Below are 18,995 nucleotides of genomic sequence, written 5' to 3'. Positions count from 1 at the left end.
CTATGCCAAATACAAAAAACTTATTACCCGTTACAGTGCTTTCTGGCTTTTTAGGGGCAGGAAAAACAACGGTATTGAATCATATTTTAAACAACCGAGAAGGGTTAAAGGTTGCTGTCATTGTTAACGATATGAGCGAGATTAATATTGATGCTATGACGGTAAAAAATGAAGTCACGCTTAATCGCGCGCAAGAAAAGCTTGTTGAAATGAGCAACGGTTGTATCTGTTGTACGTTACGAGAAGATCTGCTCGAAGAAGTTGACCGTTTAGCCAAGGCGGGTAAATATGATTATTTAGTCATTGAATCTACGGGGATTTCTGAGCCATTACCCGTTGCTGAAACCTTTACTTTTTTAGATGAGGACGGTGTTAGCTTAGCTGATATTGCCACGCTAGACACCATGGTCACGGTTGTCGATGCAGTGAACTTTTTAAATGATTATGAGCAAGCACACTATCTGCAAGATATGGGTGAAAGTTTGGGCGAAGAGGACGAGCGAAGTGTTGCCGATTTATTAGTCGAACAAGTTGAGTTTGCAGATGTACTATTGATTAGTAAAACAGATTTAGTGTCAGAGCAGCAGCTGGACACACTGAAAGCCATTTTAAAAACTTTGAATACTGACGCACAGCAAATCGAGATACAACACGGCAGGGTTCCTGTTAAAGCTATCATAAACACTCAAAAGTTTAGCTTTGATAAGGCTCAACAGGCGTCGGGTTGGCTAAAAGAAATGCGCGGCGAGCATATCCCTGAGAATCAACAGTACAATATCAGTAGCTTTACATTCTGTGAAAGGCGTCCATTTCATCCTCAAAAATTTTTTGACTTCTTACACAGCAAAGAAATTGCAGGAAAGCTGATCCGCTCTAAAGGTTTCTTTTGGCTTGCGACTCGTCCTCAGTTTGCAGGCAGTTGGAATCAAGCGGGGGGGATCGCGAGATATGGGGCTGCGGGGTTATTTTGGCATGCCGTGCCAAAAGAGCAGTGGCCTGATGACCCACAATTTATTACCTCAATTGAAGCGCAATGGGTTGAGCCATTTGGAGATATGCGACAAGAGTTGGTGTTTATTGGTCAAGGCTTAGACAAGCAGGCGATTATTAACAGGCTAAACGATTGCTTGTTGTCGAGTGACGAGCTGGCTCAAGGACAAGATTCTTGGGCTAAGTTACCCGATCCATTCCCAGAGTGGGAGTACTAACATGGCTTGTGCACAAAAACAGCAGTTACACAGCTGGTCATCGAGCCCTTTACCTGAATCACTTACTCACATTATCGTAGCAGACATCAGTGTTGCGATTTGGCGCCGTGATATAAACACTGTAATTGCAGGCTATTTTGACGAGGTTTTTCACGTGCTTGGTTTAGGTATTCGTAGCGTACTTACCATGGACTCGTTAAAAGATCATTTAGTCACAGCATTGCCTAATGGCACTGGTAAGTTGGCAGCAATAGAAGATATTTATCTACTCTCAGACATGCTTACTTATCTATTTGGTTGTAGCAGTGTTGGCCTGCGTTTAGCGCCTTTATCAAGTGCAATGTGCCCTAAACTGCATGTTGACCAAATCCCTGTTAGATTAGTGAATACGTACTTAGGTGAGGGTACGCAGTGGTTACCAAACGAGATGTTGAGTGCGTATGCAAACACCGGGGCAGGTGAGATAGAGTTAAAGACGGCTGTACACAATGGATATTATAGCGAAAACAGCATTCAACAGCTGAACGCCTTTGATGTTGCATTGTTAAAAGGCAGTGCTTGGCAAGAGGGGCAAGCCCACATGGCTGCAATCCATCGGTCATGTCAGGTTGCTCCTAACGCCAAAAGAGTGCTATTAACCTTAGATCCCATGTAGCTTATTGCATTAGGCTAAATATATAACTTGGATTTCAACTGGCCTGTTTGCCATGTGACAATCGCCATTTTTTCAAAGAAGCAACCTAGGAGTACAAGGCCGCAATGTTTGGCGGTATTGCAGCCTTGTTAACAGGTTACTGACAGGAGTCGGTGTTACTTATCTTCTTTGTCTTTAAGCACATAAATCTCGCCATCGAAACTGCCTTGAATCGTTAATCCTTGTCCTGCTAACTCTTTGAGGTAGTCGATATGATCTTCAGTAATGTGTTGACCGGGCACTAAAAGTGGAATGCCTGGTGGATATGGGGTAACTAAACCCGCACAAATGCGGTTGTTGGCCTTGCCGATAGGCACTGATTCTCGCTCGCCATAAAACGCATCGCTTGGAATACAGGCCAAGTCTATAGCTGGTAAATTCTCAGGTAGGCGAGAACGGCGTGTTGATTTTGATAGTTTTACTTTGCCACTGTCGAGTTTTTTCAAGGCATTGTATAAACGAATGATCTTCGAACGTGTGCCGCCTAAGGTAAGTAAAACCAAGATGGTGCTATGGGTGTACTTTTCGATTTCTAGGCCAATTTCGTCTAGCAGGAACTTATGAATATCCTTTAACGAATAAGGTAGTTCACTAATGTCGATGAGAATTTTTAGCGGATCGTGACCCATGTTATCGCCACTAAAGTGTGGAAATATTTCCATAAAATCTTGTTTACCCAAGACTTTAATATGCTTGAGTGTTGCCATATGCTGTTTAAATTCAGCCACATGATTCAATAGGGCATTGAGCAGCTTGTAACCTTCCATCTCCAGTTGCTTTTGGCACACATCCAAAGATGCAATCAGCTGATACTTTGGTGATGTACTGGCGTAGATACTGTAAATCTCTCGGAAAAAGTCAGCATCAAAGTCAGGGTCGTTAATATGAATATAAGACGCTTGAGAAAACGCCGACACGACTTTATGCGCCGAATGAGTCACGTAGTCGGCACCAGCGTGGATGGCAGAATAATGGCGTAAACTGGGGTGAAACAAAGAGTAAGCAAACCAAGCCTCATCGATAAACACCTTGATACCATGTTGGTGGGCAAAGTCGACAACTTGTTTCAAATCGCTCAGCAGGCCATCGTAAGTACACCCCGTAAGAACCAGCAATTTTGCATCGGTATTTTGCTCAATAGTCTGCTTGATATCGGCCAACGATGGCGGCGCGAAGATGCCATATTTCGGGTTTAAAATACTCGATAAATAAATGGGAAAACTGGCTGATTGCAAAATGCCATAGTGCACAGATTTATGGCAATTGCGGTCGATGATCACTTTATCCCCTTTGCGAAGCAGTGTTTGTAAAATGATTTTATTAGAGGTAGATGAGCCGTTGGTAACAAAATAGGTTCGTTTAACCTCAAACGTTGCAGCAGCAGACTCTTGAGCGCGGCCAATAGTGTTGGTGCTATCGGACAATGAGCCTAACGAGTCTACCGATACCGACAGGTCTCCGACAAATACATTGCGGCCATAAAATTGGTAAAAATCTTTGATATAAGGGGAGTTTCTAAAGCTAGAGCCACCGCTATGTCCCGGTGTATGCCAAGAATCATTCGCTTCGCCAACATAACTACGATACGCCGTCCAAAATGGGGTTTCTGCTCTGTCATCAAAGTCGTTGATCATATAGCCTAAAATTGCTTCAGGGTCGGAGATCACTTCATCTTTAAAGAAGAAAGACTCTATCTCTTCGGATTCGTTGACTATCTCAAGTCCCTTGGTGTCATCTCCAATGACATACACCGGCAGCTCAAGGCGAATACTCTTTAACTGGTCGATAAATCGACTGTAAACTTGCTCTTCACTTTTATTGAGCGCATCCCAGCTTAGAACCACCGCCTGAATATCACCATCTTCGGTGACATATTCTAAGGCCTTTGGAAGATCAAGACATTCAATAATATCGATCTGAACATCTTCTCGTTCAAAGTTTGGGATTGTTTTTGCCAGATTTGTTGAAAGCGCTTGTAAAACGGCTGGTTCTTGTTCGATTAGCAAGATACGAAGGACAGGTAGCATAATGAAGTTCGCATTAATATTTAAAAACTTTCAGTAGCATAAAGAAAGAGCAGAGATTTGTGAAACTAATACTTTGAAAATGTTCTATTAATAGTGGAATCAGCCTAAAAATGCCAGCAAGTGTAAAGGGATGGTGAGCCACAGGAGAATAATAATAAAAGTGAATAGATAAGCGTTTATTGACTAAGGCGTTATCGCAGTTGTATGCCCATAGCATGCGGGTTAAATTTCGAACGGCGTATTTTTTAATCGATATGATTAGACGGTCGGCAATGATAAAAACAACAGTAATGACAATATTTAAACTGAACTTGGGATAAGTAATTACGCCAAGAAAATCCATTTCTAAGTAAACCAATGTCTTGTTTTATTCATTATGGCCACTAGCGACAACATAACAGGTACTTCTACTAATACACCAACAACGGTTGCTAATGCTGCACCTGAATGTAAACCAAATAATGAAATAGCTACCGCTACTGCCAACTCAAAGAAGTTAGATGTGCCGATTAAACAGGCTGGCGCTGCAATGTCATGTTTTAATTTTAGTTTTAAAGCGATGAAAAAAGTGATGATGAATATACCGTATGTTTGCAAAATTAGCGGGATTGCAATTAAAACAATATTAACGGGCTGTTCTATGATGGTATTGGCTTGAAATCCAAAAAGTAGAATGACCGTGGCGAGTAAACCCACGATTGAAAATGGTTTAATTACGTTTAGTAACTCAGTTATTTTGGTTTCATTACGTCCTGAGCTATTTAAAGTTTTTCTTGTCAGTACGCCTGCAATTAAAGGCAACAATACATATAAAATCACAGATATAAATAAGGTGTTCCAAGGAACATGAATATCAGATACACCAAGCAACAGGCCCGCAATTGGTGCAAAGGCAAAAATCATAATGATATCGTTCACAGATACTTGAACTAAGGTGTAATTAGCATTTCCTTTGGTTAGTTGCGACCAGACGAATACCATTGCGGTGCAAGGTGCAACGCCTAGCAGTATCATACCGGCAATATACTCTTGCGCGGTTTTTGGGGATACTAAATCTGCAAAAATCCCTTCAAAGAATAACCAGCCTAATGCAGCCATTGAGAAAGGCTTTATAAGCCAGTTGATAGCTAAGGTTAAAACAAGCCCTTGCGGGTTCTTGCCGACCTCCTTGAGAGTAGAAAAGTCAACTTGCACCATCATCGGATAAATCATTACCCAAATGAATACTGCGACAACTACGTTTACGTGTGCCACTTCTAGTTTGGCAATTAATGAGAAAGCAGATGGGAAAGTGATACCTAAAATAACACCAATCGCAATACTCATTGCAACCCAAACTGATAAGTAACGTTCGAAAACTCCCATTATTTTCCTCTAATTATTTATGATTGGGCAGTTAAACCAGCTCAACACCTAAGGAGTTACATTGAGTGAGTTCATACTCACTAAAAGGATACTGCAAAGTTACCATTTGACCAACAATATAGACGCTATATGGGTATTTAAATGTTGGCTTAAACTCACACAAGTCTTCAATCAAGCATGCGTCGCATTTAGGTTTGCGTGCCGTACACACATAACGGTCATGTAAAATAAACCATTGATGTACATCGACTTTAAACTCTTTTGGTACTACTTGCTCAAGTTTTTCTTCAACGGCAAACACGTCTTTACCCATAGCAAATTAGTGGGGTTTGATACGCGAAAGATATGCGTATCGACGGCTGTGGTGGGCCAGACAAAAGATAATAAAGTTAGATATTGAAGTGTTCCTCATGTTGGCATATTTGAGGCAGTATGGAACGTTATGAATTTAAATAATGTTACAAATAGTTCCTTGCATGATGTGTAATGTCTACCTAGTATTGGCAATGGCTTTCGCAAGTAGTTGCGGATATTTTATGGTGTGAATAAGAGAATAAAATTCATGACTAAAGAATCACATTTTAGTAATCAAATAAGATCGAATTATGCTTTTATGGCAAAGTCTGTTTTTGATTTACATTGTCTTATACAAAGCCAGTCGGAAGAGTTATATACCGAAAAAGAAATGGGTTTTCCTGTTTTTGCTTCATCTACATTGTTGTTTTTATCTAACGTAGAGAGCGCATCTATAATGCAAATTTCCCAAGGACTGAATTTGTCGCATCAGTTGGCTTCTCAGCGGTTAAAAATAATGCTCAAGTTAAAATTAGTTGAAGGCATAAAAGATGATAATGACAAGCGAAGAACCTTGTATCACTTGACGCCTAAAGGGCAAGAAAAATCTGAGATACTAAATTTGTATTGTTTGGATGCTGCGCAAGCATTCAAAGACTTATCTGACGAAATAGGTGTAGATATTCAAAGTGTTCTGAATTCAGCCATAACAGCACTTCAAAACAAACCTTTTGGTAAGCGTTTTCCTGAACACTTACAGTCCTATAAGCAACGAGTTGCTTTAAAAAAAGATGAGAAAGCCTAATATGAATTCTACTAAAGACACTTATATCACGCTCTCAACATTTTTGGCCTTCGTTATTGCTTTTTACTTCCTAGGATTTTGGCTGATATTTAGAATGGGGCAAGCAACGCCCCTAATGTTGTCAGTAGGAGCAGCTACGGTTTTAACTTGTTTAGTTAGAAAGAAAAGCTTATCTGAACTAGGTTGGAAGTGGGGAAGTTGGAAAGTGCAATGGAAAAGCTATCTGATACCCTTTGCTATTGCGTCAGTGGCTTATTTACTTATTTGGTCTTTGGGGGGCGGCGACTTATACAACAGTGAATTCTTAGCGGACAAAAAGCAAAGTTATAACTTAAGCGAATGGAATGATTTAAGTATATTTCTTTTTCATTTGTTTTTAGTTGCATGTATCAGCTTCATCATGTCAATTCCGTCTATTTTAGGAGAAGAAATAGGATGGAGAGGGCTATTAGTTTCTGAGCTTTCTAAAATCACATCATTTACTGGGGTCGTGTTAGTGAGTGGCATACTCTGGTCTGCGTTTCATTGGCCGTTGATCTTTTTAGGTTTGTATGGGAATGGCGACACATCGATTTACTATCAACTATTTTTCTTTACGTTATTCATTATTTCTAGCGGAACTATCATGGCTTATATCCGGTTAAAAACAGACAGTGTCTGGACAGCCGTTATGTATCATGGGGCTTCTAATATATTTATTCAAAAAGTATTTACGCCTATTACCATTACAAACGAAAACTCAAGTTATTACATTGATGAATTTGGAGCTGTATTAGCGTTGGTAGCCACAGTTGTCGCGTTTGCCTATTGGAGGAAAGGTGTAAAGGAGTTTTCTTCATTAGCCCAAAAAACTTAAAACCCTATTGAGGGATATAATCAGCAAAAGCATTAATTGAATAAACTCAAAATATTATTCGGTTTTGCCTTTCAACTCACACAAGTCTTCAATCATACATGAGCCGCACTTGGGTTTACGTGCGGTACACACATAGCGGCCATGTTGAACATTCACTTTAAATTCTTTAGGCACAACCTTTTTGAGCTTTTTTCGACTTTGACTACATCTTTACCCATGGCAAATTTAGTGCGGTTTGTTACACCCAAGGTATGGGTGTCGACGGCTATGGTGGGCCAGCCGATTACGGTATTGTCGTGGTAAATCATTTAATTCAAGTATTGTCGCAATTGTTCAAGACATATTGATTATCGATCTATAACCTTCTTCAGACTTTAACCAATGAGGAGGCAACGCCTTGAAATTTAAATACACGATACTTTATGTTGATGATGTTGTTGAAACATTCAGTTTCTATGAAAAAGCATTTGGCCTTAAAAAGAAAATGCTCCATGAGAGTGGAGAGTATGGGGAATTAGAGACGGGCAGTACGACACTTTCATTTTCCTCTATCAAGCTCATGAAAGAACTAGGAAAAAATCCTGCTAAACCTAACTTAAAAGCCCCCACGTTTGAGATAGCTTTTGAAACTGATAATGTAAAGACGGCACTGTCTAAAGCACTGGAGGCGGGGGCCTCACTCGTGCAAGACGCTACGGATATGCCATGGGGTCAGACAATAGCTTATGTAACTGAGAACAATGGCTTTTTAGTTGAAATCTGTACGCCTGTAGCTTCTCAGGCATAGCCTTTGTCATTTAGCTGCCTGATAATAGCTGGAGAATTTAATACCTGTACTGGTGTTAACGCAAACCAGCGCTGAAACTCTCTATTCATATGAGACTGATCAGCAAAGCCGAAGTTTTCCGCAACGTCAACTAGGTATACACCTTGGCTTAAACTTCTGGCAGCTTTTCTAATCCTGGCTAATTGCAACCAATAGCTGGGCGTTCTTTGGGTTTTACTTAAAACCAGTCGCTGCAAAGTTCTGGTACTGACCCCAAGTTGAGCAGAAACTTGTTTTACCGAACCCATCTCACTGGCAAAACACGATAGTGCTTCTTCAATCGAGCGTTCGGTAGAAATAAAGTCACTTATAAAATCTTTCACATCTTCAACATGAAGTTGTTTTGTTTCAATGTAGTCTAATAATTCACGCTCTTTAATTTCTGCTCCGGGGCTTAAACGAAACCCAATATAATTGCAGCTTGCTTCTATCTGAACAAGTTCGGGTCGATCGTATAGAGGTGACACTAACCAATTTGGTTTTTCATTGCCCAACGTTTTGACTATTAAATCGCGGCAACCATCTGGAATGACAACTGTCGATGTTGCGGCATTAAAGTTTGCACTCCAAATAGAAATCAGACTATCGTTCATTTTTTAAGCCAAATATTAGATGTCAGTCTTATCTTTAAACTCGCACAAGTCTTCAATCAAACATGAACCACACTTAGGTTTGCGTGCCGTACACACATAACGACCATGAAGGATCAGCCAGTGGTGGACGTCTACCTTGAACTCTTTCGGTACCACCTTTTCCAGCTTTTGTTCTACCGCAACCACGTCCTTGCCCATGGCGAACTTGGTGCGGTTTGAAACGCGGAAGATATGGGTGTCGACGGCAATGGTGGGCCAGCCAAAAGCGGTATTTAATACTACATTAGCGGTTTTACGGCCTACACCGGGTAGGGCTTCTAGAGCCTCACGGTTTTCGGGTACTTCGCTGTTGTGTTTGTCTACCAGAATTTGGCACATTTTGTACACGTTATTGGCTTTTGAGTTAAACAAGCCAATGGTTTTGATGTAATCACGTAAGCCCTCAAGACCAAGATCTAAAATACCTTGTGGGGTATTGGCTACCGGAAACAGTTTGCGCGTGGCTTTGTTCACACCAACATCGGTCGCCTGTGCAGACAAGGTCACGGCTACTAACAACTCAAACGGCGATGAGTACTCAAGCTCAGTTTCTGGGTGCGGATTGTCGTCGCGCAGACGGGTGAGTATTTCAATTCGTTTTTGTTTGTTCATAACGGTTTCTTTTTATTCTAGGTTAAGCTGGTAACACGGGCGCGTGGCGCTTTTTCTGGTTGGTCACTGGGCACGGCTTTGGCCTTAATTTGTGCATCAATTACGTTTTTAGCAGCGATCAGTAGCCCCAAACCTAAGAATGCACCCGGCGGTAATATTGCGACCAAAAATTGGCTATCAAATTCAAATATTTCAACACGTAAGCTGGCAGCCCACGGACCCAATAACAGATCTGCGCCATCAAATAGCGTACCTTGGCCTATCAGCTCGCGCATGGTACCCAATACAACTAGCACAATGGCAAAACCTAAGCCCATCATGACGCCATCCCACGCACTTAAAAGCGCATTATTTTTAGAGGCAAACGCTTCAGCGCGGCCGATAATGGCACAGTTGGTGACGATTAATGGAATAAAAATACCGAGCGATTGATATAAGCCAAATGTATAGGCGTTCATCAGCAGTTGTATGATGGTTACAAATGCGGCGATGATCATAACAAATACTGGAATACGAATATCTTTAGGCACCCAATCACGCACCACAGATACAGTTACGTTAGAACCAACTAACACCAGCAGGGTCGCAAGGCCTAAGCCGAGCGCATTAGTGATGGTACTTGTTACTGCAAGTAAAGGGCATAAGCCCAATAACTGTACTAGCGCCGGGTTATTTGCCCACATACCTTCTTTTAATAGGGCTTTGAATTGGCTCATTGCGACGCTCCATTACAGGTGTTCTCACCTGAAAAAAAGGTGTTAAAGTTTTTCTGAGTGTACATAACGGCTTGTTTTACTGAGTTAACCACAGCTCTTGGTGTGATTGTAGCCCCCGTGAATTGGTCAATTTGGCCGCCATCCTTTTTCACAGCAAACTGTTTAACGTTTGCCTCACTGATTGTCATGCCATTGAATGTGGTGATCCAATCTGACTTGGCTAATTCTACTTTATCGCCGAGGCCTGGTGTTTCTTCATGGCGTGTTACACGCACACCAGCAATGCTACCATCCGCCTTAACCGCGGTTAAAATATCGATATTGCCACTATAGCCTTTAGGTGTAACGTGGCGTACCAGTAAAGCTGAAGGTTTACCCGCTTTGCTGGCACGGTAAATAATGTGTGGACCACCGGGGCCAAGCTCTGGCGCGTTGCTGGTGGTACAGTCTAAATACAGCAGGTTATCATGCTCATCGGCATTGAGCACTTGCCCAAGTAATTGCATTAAGTGCTGTTTTTCTTGTATCGCTATACGTTCTGCTGTTAGTGATTGAACCAGTGCAACGGAGCCTGTGGTTGCTAAAGCAAATGCCATTAAAATCGCACCATTGCGATACATAGATTGCGCTATCATTTTGCTGCTCCATGTCCGTAGGTTCTAGGTTGGGTATAATGGTCAATTAGGGGCACTGCCATATTCATAATCAGTACGGCAAATGCCACCGCATCTGGGTAGCCACCATAATTACGGATGACATACACCAGTACACCAATGCAAGCACCGTAAATTAACCTACCTTGATTAGTGGTAGATGCTGATACCGGATCGGTGGCAATAAAAAAAGCTCCCAACATGGTTGCACCACTGAGTAGGTGAAAAATACTACCGCCGTGGCTTCCTGGGGCGATAATAAAACCAATAGCAGCGCACAAGGCGAGGGCGCCCAACATAGCAACTGGGATATGCCAATTGATCACTTTGGCTTTTAACAGGAATAACCCGCCAGCTAAAAAGGCAAGATTAACCCACATCCAACCAATACCAGCATACTCACCAAACTGTACCGCTGACATGGCCTCAGTGACCGTGAGGTTTTGTGATACTGCAGTTTTTACAGTATCTAGCGGCGTGGCCATTGTCGTGCCATCAACTCCCGTCATCGTGCTAATGAGATTTTGTCCAGCGCCATTCTCAGCGAAGAAAACCAAAGAAAGTGTGTCTGCGACACTGATTGGCTGGGCAAGTAATTCACTTGGCGCGTTCCAGCTGGTCATTTGCACAGGGAATGAGATCAACAGCAGCACATAGGCTGCCATGGCTGGATTGAACACGTTAAAGCCAAGGCCTCCATAAAGCTGCTTTACCATGGCAATCGCAAAGATAGTACCAATAACCACCACCCACCATGGTGCTAAAGGCGGAATGCTAACCGCAAGCAAAACAGCGGTTAGCCAAGCACTGCCATCGCTTAAGCTAGTCCAAATAGGGCGATTTCGCAGTTTTAGCATAACGGCTTCGCTGGCGCTGGCGGTGATAAGCGCAATAAAAAGCTGCACGATAACGCCAAAACCAAAAAAGTAGCATTGAGCAATAATGCCCGGAATACAGGCCGCAATGACACTAAGCATCAACTTGCTGACATTTTTATGGCTGTGATTATGGGGCGATGAGGCCATGGTTAGTTTCATGACGGGTCATTTCCTTCTTGTTCTTTAGCTTGTTTTTTGGCTTTCGCTTTTGCAACGGCCGCTTTTATGGCAGCTTGGCGTTTTTGCTCAGGCGTTAGTGGAGCATTCTCACTTGTGTCATTATTGTCAGCTGGTTTTGGTTGCTCTGCTGGCGCAGCGGTTGAGTCTGCATCTTGTGCGTTTTCTTCTTCCTGCTTAGCGGCCTTTTTGGCTTTGGCACGGGCAATTGCAGCGGCCACCGCGGCTTTACGCGGATCGCTTTGTTCATCCGTTTGAACTTGCGCAGGTTCTGCAGCGGTATCCGACGGTGTTTCTTCAGCTTGCTGAGCAGCTTTTTTCGCTTTAGCACGGGCAATTGCAGCGGCCACCGCGGCTTTACGCGGATCGCTTTGTTCATCCGTTTGAGCTTGTGCAGGTTCTGCAGCGGTATCCGACGGCCTTTCTTCAGCTTGCTTAGCGGCCTTTTTGGCTTTAGCACGAGCAATTGCAGCGGCCACCGCGGCTTTACGCGGATCGCTTTGTTCATCCGTTTGAACTTGCGTAGGTTCTGCAGTGGTATCCGACGGTGTTTCTTCAGCTTGCTGAGCAGCTTTTTTCGCTTTAGCACGAGCAATCGCAGCGGCTACGGCGGCTTTGCGTGGATCGCTTTGTTCATCCGTTTGAGCTTGTGCAGGTTCTGCAGCGGTATCCGATGGGGTTTCTTCAGCTTGCTGAGCAGCCTTTTTCGCTTTAGCACGAGCAATCGCAGCGGCTACGGCGGCTTTGCGTGGTTCTGGCTTGGCATCATCAGTGTTCGGCTGCTCATCAGGCGTTGCTTTTTCAGCTTGCTGCGCCGCTTTTTTGGCTTTAGCGCGGGCAATAGCAGCAGCTACCGCATCTTTTTTATCATCAGCCGTTTGCTCGGTATCTTGAGCGCTTTGTTTTTGCTCTTTATATAGACGAGCTTGTTCTTTGCGCTTTGCGCGCTCCTGAGCGACTTCGCTGTTGTCGGGTTCAATTGAACCATCGGCGGCTTTTTTCGCTTTAGCGCGTTCAATGGCTGCTTGTACAGCTGATTTGTCGCCTTGTTTTTGCTTTACTCTTTCAAGGGCATCTGCAACTTTTGCTTTTTCAGCATCCGGTTTAACCGCTTTGGCCGATGAGCGTTTATGTCGGTTTTGTCTTTCTTGTTGGTCTCGCTCCAAGCGCTCTTTACGCGCTTCAAAACGTTCTTTGGCGCGCTCAGCTTTAATTTGGTCGAGTTTTTGTTCACGGATCTCAGCTTTTGCTACACGATAATATTGAACTAAGGGGATCTCGCTTGGACATACATAAGAGCAAGCTCCACATTCTATACAGTCGAACAGGTTGTACTGTTCTAGCTTGTCAAAATCTTTTGCTTTGGCAAACCACTGAAGCTGTTGCGGCAATAAAGTTTGTGGGCAGGCATCAGCGCAAGCACTACAGCGAATACAGGCTTTTTCATCGCCGGGCTGCGCAAGCTCTTGGTTATCAGGCGCTAAAATGCAGTTGGTGGTTTTTACCACAGGAATCCGCACAGTTGGTAATGTAAAGCCCATCATCGGGCCACCCATTACAACACGCTGTTCAGGTACTGGCGTAAAGCCCTGACAATCAAGTAAATGTTTGATCTCGGTGCCAATCAGTGCCCATACATTTTGCGCTTTGTGAATGGTATTACCTGTGACAGTTACAACTCGCTCAATGAGCGGCTTACCTTTGTAAATCGCCTCACTAACAGCAAACAGGGTTCCTACGTTTTGTACGAGCACGCCGATATCGGCAGGAATACCACCGCTAGGTACTTCTTTTGAGGTAAGCACGCGAATAAGTTGCTTTTCACCGCCAGATGGATATTTAGTAGGTATAGCGCGCACTAAAATTGCGTCGTTATGCTCACATGCCTGTTTCATTGCGGCTATAGCTTGTGGCTTGTTATCTTCAATACCAACTATAATACGCTGAGGCTTTAGCAAATGCTGCATCACTTCAATGCCTTGCACAATCTCTTTGGCATGCGTTTGCATTAATAAATCATCAGCGGTGATATAGGGCTCACACTCCACGCCATTGACAATCAAGTACTCAATGGGTTGATGGCTATCGGCTTTGATATAAGTAGGAAAACCTGCGCCACCCATGCCCGCTATTCCTGCATTATGCAAAATATCAATGAGTTGGGCGTGAGTTAGACTTGATAAGTCAGCAACAGGGTGCAGTTCACACCAGCTATCTTCACCATCGGGAGCCATGATAATACTCAACTCAGGTAGCGCCGATGGGTGAGCTGAAGGGGCGGGGGTGATATCAAGCACTTCACCCGAAGTTGGGGCATGTATTGGTAATGACCAATTAGCACTTGGCTTTGTCAGTGCTTGCCCTTTAAGCACTTTATCCCCTTTATTTACTAGCAACTGGCCATTGGCACCGATATGCTGTTTAAGTGGCAACACAATTTTACTTGGCAAAGGAAGTCGTGCAATGGGGTGCTGGTTTGACAGCGACTTTTGTTCAGGTGGGTGCACACCGCCCGGAAATTGCCACAGGGTGCCACGTTCGATTTGTTCAACTAACGAGTCCACTTAAACCTCTTAATCTATTTGCTTCACGGCGATGGCGTCGAGTTGCCATTTCCAAGTTTGCTTGGTTTGCTCAACAGGTAACATGTCTATACAGTCGACTGGGCAGGGCTCAACACACAAGTCACAACCTGTACATTCATCATCTATCACGGTATGCATTTGTCTGGTTGCACCAACAATGGCATCAACAGGGCAGGCTTGAATACATTTAGTACAGCCTATACATTCATCTTCTCGAATGTAAGCGACAGTTTTAACTGGCTCAGCTTCTTCTCCGCCAGCTAATGGTTTGGCTTCTACGCCCATCAGATCGGCAAGCTTTTTAACCGTCGCTTCACCACCTGGCGGGCACTTGTTGATTTCATCACCGTTCGCAATGGCTTCTGCATAGGGGCGACAGCCTGGGTATCCGCACTGTCCACATTGGGTTTGCGGTAAAATCGCATCCACTTGATCAACAATCGGATTACTTTCTACACGATATTTTACCGCGGCATAGCCTAAAATGAGGCCGAATATAAGCGCCAAAGAGCCAAGCGCAATTAAGGCATAAAACAAAGTCATGATTATAATTTCACTAATCCTGAAAAGCCCATAAAGGCCAATGACATCAAGCCAGCTGTGATCATAGCGATTGATGCGCCTTTAAAAGGGGTGGGCACATCGGCTGCTGCGAGTCGCTCGCGCATCGCCGCAAAAAGTACCAGCACCAAAGAAAATCCAACTGCTGCGCCAAAACCATAAACCGCTGAGCCAATAAAAGTGTGATCTTTTTTAATATTGAGCAATGCAACACCTAATACGGCACAGTTGGTTGTGATCAGTGGCAAGAAGATCCCTAGCAGTCGATAAAGGGTTGGACTGGTTTTACGAACTACCATTTCAGTAAATTGAACCACAACCGCAATCACTAGAATAAAACTCATGGTTCTTAAAAAGGTGAGTTCCAGTGGGAGTAATATGTATTGGTTGACCAAATAGCTAGTTACAGAGGCTAAAGTCAGCACAAACGTGGTGGCTAACGACATACCAACAGCCGTGTCTAACTTACCGGACACCCCCATAAATGGGCATAGTCCTAAAAATTGCACTAGCACAAAGTTGTTTACCAGCACAGTACCGATAAGCAACATAATATATTCAGTCATTACTGCCCCTTTAGCGAAAAACTGAGGTGTGATTTAGATGGCGGTGATTTTAACAATTTTGTTCACGAAGATCATAATAAAAATCGACGATTATAAATTACTTAACTGTGCATAGTGCCATATTTTGTTGACACCCAAGTACAAAAACAAATAAGGCCATTTTAAATGGCCTTATTTGTCCGTATTGAAACGAGTTAGATTTCTTTTGGCTTTTCGATATAGTAGCCTTGAACACCATCTAGGCAGAGTGTTTCAACAATATGCTTTTCTTCTTGTGTTTCAACACCTTCAGCAAATACATTGACACCAATTCGGTGCGCCAGATCGACCATCAAGCGCATAAAGTATTGGTTGTTTTTGTCTTCTTCTAAACCGCGAGTGTAGCTTGCATCCATCTTGATAAAGTCTGGCTTTAAGTCTCTGAAAAACTTAAATGAGGTCAATCCTACACCAAAGCGTTCTACGGTAATACGCGCGCCAACGCGATGCACCATGTCAATAAAGCGTTTACTCGCTTTGATGTTTTGCTGTAAACCAAATTCACTCACCTCAAATACTAGTTTAGAGGCAATATTGGCGTCTTTGAGTAATCGGCGCTCTAGCCAGATAACAAATTGGTCGCTATGAGCACTTGATGCTGTCACGTTGATACCAAAGTATTTTTCGGTGAAGTTGCGTGTTTTAATTAATTCAAGAGACGTATCGATGATCAAACGGTCAATATCGATTGCCATCTCAAGCTTTTCAGCCATCGCCAAAAATGACGCTGTAGGTAGCATTTGCCCTTCTTCGGTTTTAAACCGTGCTTGAATTTCTGCATATGCCTTAGTGTTTTTGCCAACAGGCATGATGTTTTGCATCATTAAGGCAACGCGTTTGGACGTTATTACTTCACTGATCACTTTACGCCAGTTTTGGTTACCAAAGCCCGCGCCAACATTATTAACTAAGTCAGATTCGCGTTGGATATGCCATGCATTAGCTTGTTTACTCTGTGCCATGCTCATCGCATTATCCACAACTGACAACAACTCACCTAATGGCTTACCTGTTTCATAAGGCACAATACCTGTATTGGCTACTGAGCTTAACTCTTGGTTTTGCTGGAACTGGGTAAAGCGCGCTTGTAAAGTTTCACCAAAATGTTCAGCTTCTTTAGAAGGTACGTTGGGCAAGATAACTGCAAAATCAGAGCTATTTAAACGAAACGTTTGGCTGCCGGTGTAAGTGCCACTAACGTGTTTAATGATTTCAGACACCGATTTTATATATTCATCGCCTTTTTGGTATCCGCGAGTTTGGTTGATGATTTGTAGCTCACTGCAACGGATCATCGCTAAGCTACCAAATGTTTTTTTAGTGGCAGCTTCAACATGATGTTCGTAGTACTCAACAAACATATTCCGGTTACCAAGCCCGGTGATAACATCTTTATAAGCTTCTTGCTTGATACTTTGTGCGGCGCTTTTGATATCGTGCTCTTTACTCTTTAAAAAGTGTGCAAGACGCTTAAAAGAGGGCGTGAGATCAGCGCCAAGAGATTGCATTTCTTCGGTATCAAACTCATTGTCGATATTAGCTGAGTTTTGATTGCGTGTTATGTACACATCTACGGCATCTGCGACCGTGGTGCTGACATTGCGGATCAAGCGTCGGTATATCGTCCGCATGTAAAAAATAGGAATAAAAGCGAGTAGGGCAGTGACTGCAAAAGTGAGTAGCATGGCTTGCTGTAACAATTGACCTTGGCTTTGTGCATTTATTATAAACTCTATTTTTATATCTTTGCTTTTGTTGACTGCAAACTGAGGGCGCACAGCATTAATGCTAGATTCGATAATGCTACTGAAAAAAGGCAAGTCAGTAGGTTGGGTGATGTTTAAAATAGTTTCGCCATTAAAGTCACGCACAATAAAAGTAGAAAATACCTTTCCATCTGCAAGTGCGGTTTGAATATGTTGTGGCGTAACTTCAGCCATGGTTTTGTCTTGGATGTATTGTGTGACCATAGATTGCGCACTTTGTTGAGCTTTACTTACAGCTGCATCAAAGCTGGATGCGAAAAACAACACACCAAGGAGGGAAAATACCAACCAAGAAAAAAATTGTAATAGTACGAGCTTTTTAAAACTAGCCATTATTCAGCCATTATTTTTAATCTATCAACGAGGGAAAAGTCGCTTTAAATCAAGCTATTTTATTTGTATTTAAGCAGTTGTAGGTTAGTTCAAAAGAGTTGGATTGTCTATCGAAATGTCATATTGGCTCCCCCTCCCCGACTCGAACGGGGGACCTGCGGATTAACAGTCCGTCGCTCTAACCAACTGAGCTAAGGGGGAACAATATATAAAGTAGGAAGCTGCAATTTGGCTCCCCCTCCCCGACTCGAACGGGGGACCTGCGGATTAACAGTCCGTCGCTCTAACCAACTGAGCTAAGGGGGAACAATTGCAAAAACGATTTGGCTCCCCCTCCCCGACTCGAACGGGGGACCTGCGGATTAACAGTCCGTCGCTCTAACCAACTGAGCTAAGGGGGAATCGTTTTTTTATTAAGAAACTTGGCTCCCCCTCCCCGACTCGAACGGGGGACCTGCGGATTAACAGTCCGTCGCTCTAACCAACTGAGCTAAGGGGGAAGCGTGTGTCTCTCAACGGGGCGAAATATTAATGACCCCATAGCAAGGTGTCAACCAATAAAATGACATAAAATTAAAAAACTGTCTTATTCGCTGCTTTTCTATTCGATTTGCCGAAATTTATTGCAAAAATACTCTAATCGCTGCTGTGGGTGTTGTGCGTTTAAATACCTTGATGATTAGATTTTAACTAAAACGTGTGATTATTAGTCTTTTGAGCTAATTATTAGTCGAATCGCGTGTTTTCTAAACTTTTCTTTTTGATCATAATTGCGGTGGTCAGATCGTTGCACAAAGATCTCCGCACGCTGCGTTAAATTTTTGCTCATTCTTGCTGAACAAGCGCTTTTTGTGCGCGGTCTCTGAGTAAAATATGCATAGATTAACCGTGTACTTGGAAAAAACTTAAAAAATACAATTGGTTGTATTTTTGTTTTGTTTGTTGGAATAAGCGTAATAGTTTTAGGAACGTAATGATATAGCGTTAGTAAGTCTAATTTGTCTCGTTTTTGAGCTGATCTGGTGCACGCGATCACACTGTCATAATCAACAGCTTGTAAATGATCTCTCTCTAGGGCCTTATTCTATTGACGTTTATCGACTTATCCACGGAATCTGTGGATAACATTGTTTATTAATATTTAAGAAGTGTGTCAAAGCTATGAAAATAGAGCCCTGCGAGCATTTCAATATATTTTCTAAAATTATTTTTTATCAATAAAATCATACCACTAACAATCTTGCATATAATTGGCGCGAATTTTGATGCAAGTGAAGTTTTTATGACCAAAACGCGCTTTTGTTGTGCAAAAAAAATACGCTTGGTTGTTAAATGTGTAACTAATTTGTCATTTAAGAGCCTTTTGTGCTTTTTTGAGCTATGTCTCGGTCTATTTAAAGCT

General features: G+C 42.8%; 16 protein-coding genes, 4 tRNA genes and 2 pseudogenes. 5 read left to right on the top strand and 17 right to left on the bottom strand.

Annotated features, from left to right (window positions below):
* The first annotated feature begins 2 nt into the window (after positions 1 to 2).
* Both zigA and HG263_RS20340 read left to right on the top strand, forming a co-directional pair.
* Complete coding sequence (zigA, locus tag HG263_RS20345) at positions 3 to 1,208, top strand: zinc metallochaperone GTPase ZigA (protein WP_171627910.1); 1,206 nt, start codon at positions 3 to 5, stop codon at positions 1,206 to 1,208.
* A 1-nt stretch (position 1,209) separates the two neighbouring features.
* The gene (locus HG263_RS20340; RefSeq protein WP_171627909.1) at positions 1,210 to 1,863 is read left to right on the top strand and encodes a DUF1826 domain-containing protein; all 654 of its coding nucleotides are present in this window, start codon (positions 1,210 to 1,212) and stop codon (positions 1,861 to 1,863) included.
* 155 nt (positions 1,864 to 2,018) lie between these two features.
* Here the strand turns inward: HG263_RS20340 and HG263_RS20335 are convergent, their stop codons facing one another.
* The 3 genes and pseudogenes from HG263_RS20335 to HG263_RS22495 all read right to left on the bottom strand — a co-directional run.
* Positions 2,019 to 3,929 carry an aminotransferase class V-fold PLP-dependent enzyme gene (locus HG263_RS20335; protein WP_171627908.1) on the bottom strand — a complete coding sequence of 637 codons (1,911 nt, stop codon included), beginning with the start codon at positions 3,927 to 3,929 and terminating at the stop codon, positions 2,019 to 2,021.
* A gap of 345 nt (positions 3,930 to 4,274) precedes the next feature.
* Positions 4,275 to 5,294, bottom strand: coding sequence for an ACR3 family arsenite efflux transporter (arsB, locus tag HG263_RS20330; RefSeq protein WP_171627907.1), 1,020 nt, complete (start codon positions 5,292 to 5,294; stop codon positions 4,275 to 4,277).
* Between the two features lie 148 nt (positions 5,295 to 5,442).
* Positions 5,443 to 5,675 (bottom strand): annotated as a pseudogene (locus tag HG263_RS22495) (iron-sulfur binding domain-containing protein); the annotation flags it as partial.
* Between the two features lie 181 nt (positions 5,676 to 5,856).
* Here HG263_RS22495 and HG263_RS20320 point away from each other — a divergent pair.
* Positions 5,857 to 6,393 (top strand): MarR family winged helix-turn-helix transcriptional regulator, encoded by a 537-nt coding sequence (locus HG263_RS20320; RefSeq protein ID WP_171627905.1) that lies wholly within the window; start codon positions 5,857 to 5,859, stop codon positions 6,391 to 6,393.
* 1 nt (position 6,394) lies between these two features.
* The gene (locus HG263_RS20315) at positions 6,395 to 7,249 is read left to right on the top strand and encodes a CPBP family intramembrane glutamic endopeptidase (RefSeq protein ID WP_171627904.1); all 855 of its coding nucleotides are present in this window, start codon (positions 6,395 to 6,397) and stop codon (positions 7,247 to 7,249) included.
* A 54-nt stretch (positions 7,250 to 7,303) separates the two neighbouring features.
* Here the strand turns inward: HG263_RS20315 and HG263_RS20310 are convergent.
* Positions 7,304 to 7,542, bottom strand: a pseudogene (locus HG263_RS20310) (iron-sulfur binding domain-containing protein); the annotation flags it as partial.
* 104 nt (positions 7,543 to 7,646) lie between these two features.
* Between HG263_RS20310 and HG263_RS20305 the strand changes: the two are divergent.
* The gene (locus HG263_RS20305) at positions 7,647 to 8,036 is read left to right on the top strand and encodes a VOC family protein (protein ID WP_171627903.1); all 390 of its coding nucleotides are present in this window, start codon (positions 7,647 to 7,649) and stop codon (positions 8,034 to 8,036) included.
* Here the strand turns inward: HG263_RS20305 and HG263_RS20300 are convergent.
* The 13 genes from HG263_RS20300 to HG263_RS20240 all read right to left on the bottom strand — a co-directional run bounded on the left by HG263_RS20300 (position 8,027) and on the right by HG263_RS20240 (position 18,093).
* The gene (locus HG263_RS20300; RefSeq protein ID WP_171627902.1) at positions 8,027 to 8,668 is read right to left on the bottom strand and encodes a helix-turn-helix transcriptional regulator; all 642 of its coding nucleotides are present in this window, start codon (positions 8,666 to 8,668) and stop codon (positions 8,027 to 8,029) included. The two genes, HG263_RS20305 and HG263_RS20300, sit on opposite strands and share 10 nt — an antisense overlap.
* 15 nt (positions 8,669 to 8,683) lie before the next feature.
* Entirely contained in the window at positions 8,684 to 9,319 is a 636-nt protein-coding gene (gene nth / locus HG263_RS20295) for an endonuclease III (protein ID WP_171627901.1), read from the bottom strand.
* 17 nt (positions 9,320 to 9,336) lie between these two features.
* The gene (locus HG263_RS20290) at positions 9,337 to 10,035 is read right to left on the bottom strand and encodes an electron transport complex subunit E (protein ID WP_171627900.1); all 699 of its coding nucleotides are present in this window, start codon (positions 10,033 to 10,035) and stop codon (positions 9,337 to 9,339) included.
* On the bottom strand, positions 10,032 to 10,670 hold the full coding sequence (gene rsxG / locus HG263_RS20285) for an electron transport complex subunit RsxG (protein WP_171627899.1): 639 nt from the start codon (positions 10,668 to 10,670) through the stop codon (positions 10,032 to 10,034). Before rsxG ends, HG263_RS20290 begins: the two co-directional genes overlap by 4 nt.
* Positions 10,667 to 11,725 (bottom strand): electron transport complex subunit RsxD, encoded by a 1,059-nt coding sequence (gene rsxD / locus HG263_RS20280; protein ID WP_171627898.1) that lies wholly within the window; start codon positions 11,723 to 11,725, stop codon positions 10,667 to 10,669. Before rsxD ends, rsxG begins: the two co-directional genes overlap by 4 nt.
* A complete protein-coding gene (gene rsxC, locus HG263_RS20275) occupies positions 11,722 to 14,307 on the bottom strand; it encodes an electron transport complex subunit RsxC (RefSeq protein ID WP_171627897.1) in 2,586 nt (861 codons plus the stop codon). Before rsxC ends, rsxD begins: the two co-directional genes overlap by 4 nt.
* A 9-nt stretch (positions 14,308 to 14,316) precedes the next feature.
* Complete coding sequence (gene rsxB, locus HG263_RS20270) at positions 14,317 to 14,871, bottom strand: electron transport complex subunit RsxB (protein ID WP_152086595.1); 555 nt, start codon at positions 14,869 to 14,871, stop codon at positions 14,317 to 14,319.
* Positions 14,872 to 14,873: 2 nt separating this feature from the next.
* Entirely contained in the window at positions 14,874 to 15,455 is a 582-nt protein-coding gene (rsxA, locus tag HG263_RS20265) for an electron transport complex subunit RsxA (protein WP_070993143.1), read from the bottom strand.
* A 194-nt stretch (positions 15,456 to 15,649) separates the two neighbouring features.
* Entirely contained in the window at positions 15,650 to 17,593 is a 1,944-nt protein-coding gene (locus HG263_RS20260; RefSeq protein ID WP_171627896.1) for an EAL domain-containing protein, read from the bottom strand.
* 124 nt (positions 17,594 to 17,717) lie between these two features.
* Positions 17,718 to 17,794: transfer RNA gene (locus tag HG263_RS20255), tRNA-Asn, on the bottom strand.
* Positions 17,795 to 17,822: 28 nt separating this feature from the next.
* Positions 17,823 to 17,899, bottom strand: a tRNA-Asn gene (locus tag HG263_RS20250).
* Between the two features lie 18 nt (positions 17,900 to 17,917).
* Positions 17,918 to 17,994: transfer RNA gene (locus HG263_RS20245), tRNA-Asn, on the bottom strand.
* A 22-nt stretch (positions 17,995 to 18,016) separates the two neighbouring features.
* A tRNA-Asn gene (locus HG263_RS20240) sits at positions 18,017 to 18,093 on the bottom strand.
* Positions 18,094 to 18,995 lie beyond the last annotated feature (902 nt).

This window comes from Pseudoalteromonas caenipelagi, assembly GCF_013140855.1.
Taxonomy (GTDB): Bacteria; Pseudomonadota; Gammaproteobacteria; order Enterobacterales; family Alteromonadaceae; genus Pseudoalteromonas; species Pseudoalteromonas caenipelagi.
This window is presented reverse-complemented; position numbering and strand designations above follow the sequence as displayed.

What these genes read in the sequence shown, in the direction of transcription:
- zigA (WP_171627910.1), top strand. Translation starts at nt 3, where the DNA reads ATGCCAAATACAAAAAACTTATTACCCGTTACAGTGCTTTCTGGCTTT.
- HG263_RS20340 (WP_171627909.1), top strand. Translation starts at nt 1,210, where the DNA reads ATGGCTTGTGCACAAAAACAGCAGTTACACAGCTGGTCATCGAGCCCT.
- HG263_RS20335 (WP_171627908.1), bottom strand. Translation starts at nt 3,929, where the DNA reads ATGCTACCTGTCCTTCGTATCTTGCTAATCGAACAAGAACCAGCCGTT.
- arsB (WP_171627907.1), bottom strand. Translation starts at nt 5,294, where the DNA reads ATGGGAGTTTTCGAACGTTACTTATCAGTTTGGGTTGCAATGAGTATT.
- HG263_RS20320 (WP_171627905.1), top strand. Translation starts at nt 5,857, where the DNA reads ATGACTAAAGAATCACATTTTAGTAATCAAATAAGATCGAATTATGCT.
- HG263_RS20315 (WP_171627904.1), top strand. Translation starts at nt 6,395, where the DNA reads ATGAATTCTACTAAAGACACTTATATCACGCTCTCAACATTTTTGGCC.
- HG263_RS20300 (WP_171627902.1), bottom strand. Translation starts at nt 8,668, where the DNA reads ATGAACGATAGTCTGATTTCTATTTGGAGTGCAAACTTTAATGCCGCA.
- nth (WP_171627901.1), bottom strand. Translation starts at nt 9,319, where the DNA reads ATGAACAAACAAAAACGAATTGAAATACTCACCCGTCTGCGCGACGAC.
- HG263_RS20290 (WP_171627900.1), bottom strand. Translation starts at nt 10,035, where the DNA reads ATGAGCCAATTCAAAGCCCTATTAAAAGAAGGTATGTGGGCAAATAAC.
- rsxG (WP_171627899.1), bottom strand. Translation starts at nt 10,670, where the DNA reads ATGATAGCGCAATCTATGTATCGCAATGGTGCGATTTTAATGGCATTT.
- rsxD (WP_171627898.1), bottom strand. Translation starts at nt 11,725, where the DNA reads ATGAAACTAACCATGGCCTCATCGCCCCATAATCACAGCCATAAAAAT.
- rsxB (WP_152086595.1), bottom strand. Translation starts at nt 14,871, where the DNA reads ATGACTTTGTTTTATGCCTTAATTGCGCTTGGCTCTTTGGCGCTTATA.
- rsxA (WP_070993143.1), bottom strand. Translation starts at nt 15,455, where the DNA reads ATGACTGAATATATTATGTTGCTTATCGGTACTGTGCTGGTAAACAAC.
- HG263_RS20260 (WP_171627896.1), bottom strand. Translation starts at nt 17,593, where the DNA reads ATGGCTAGTTTTAAAAAGCTCGTACTATTACAATTTTTTTCTTGGTTG.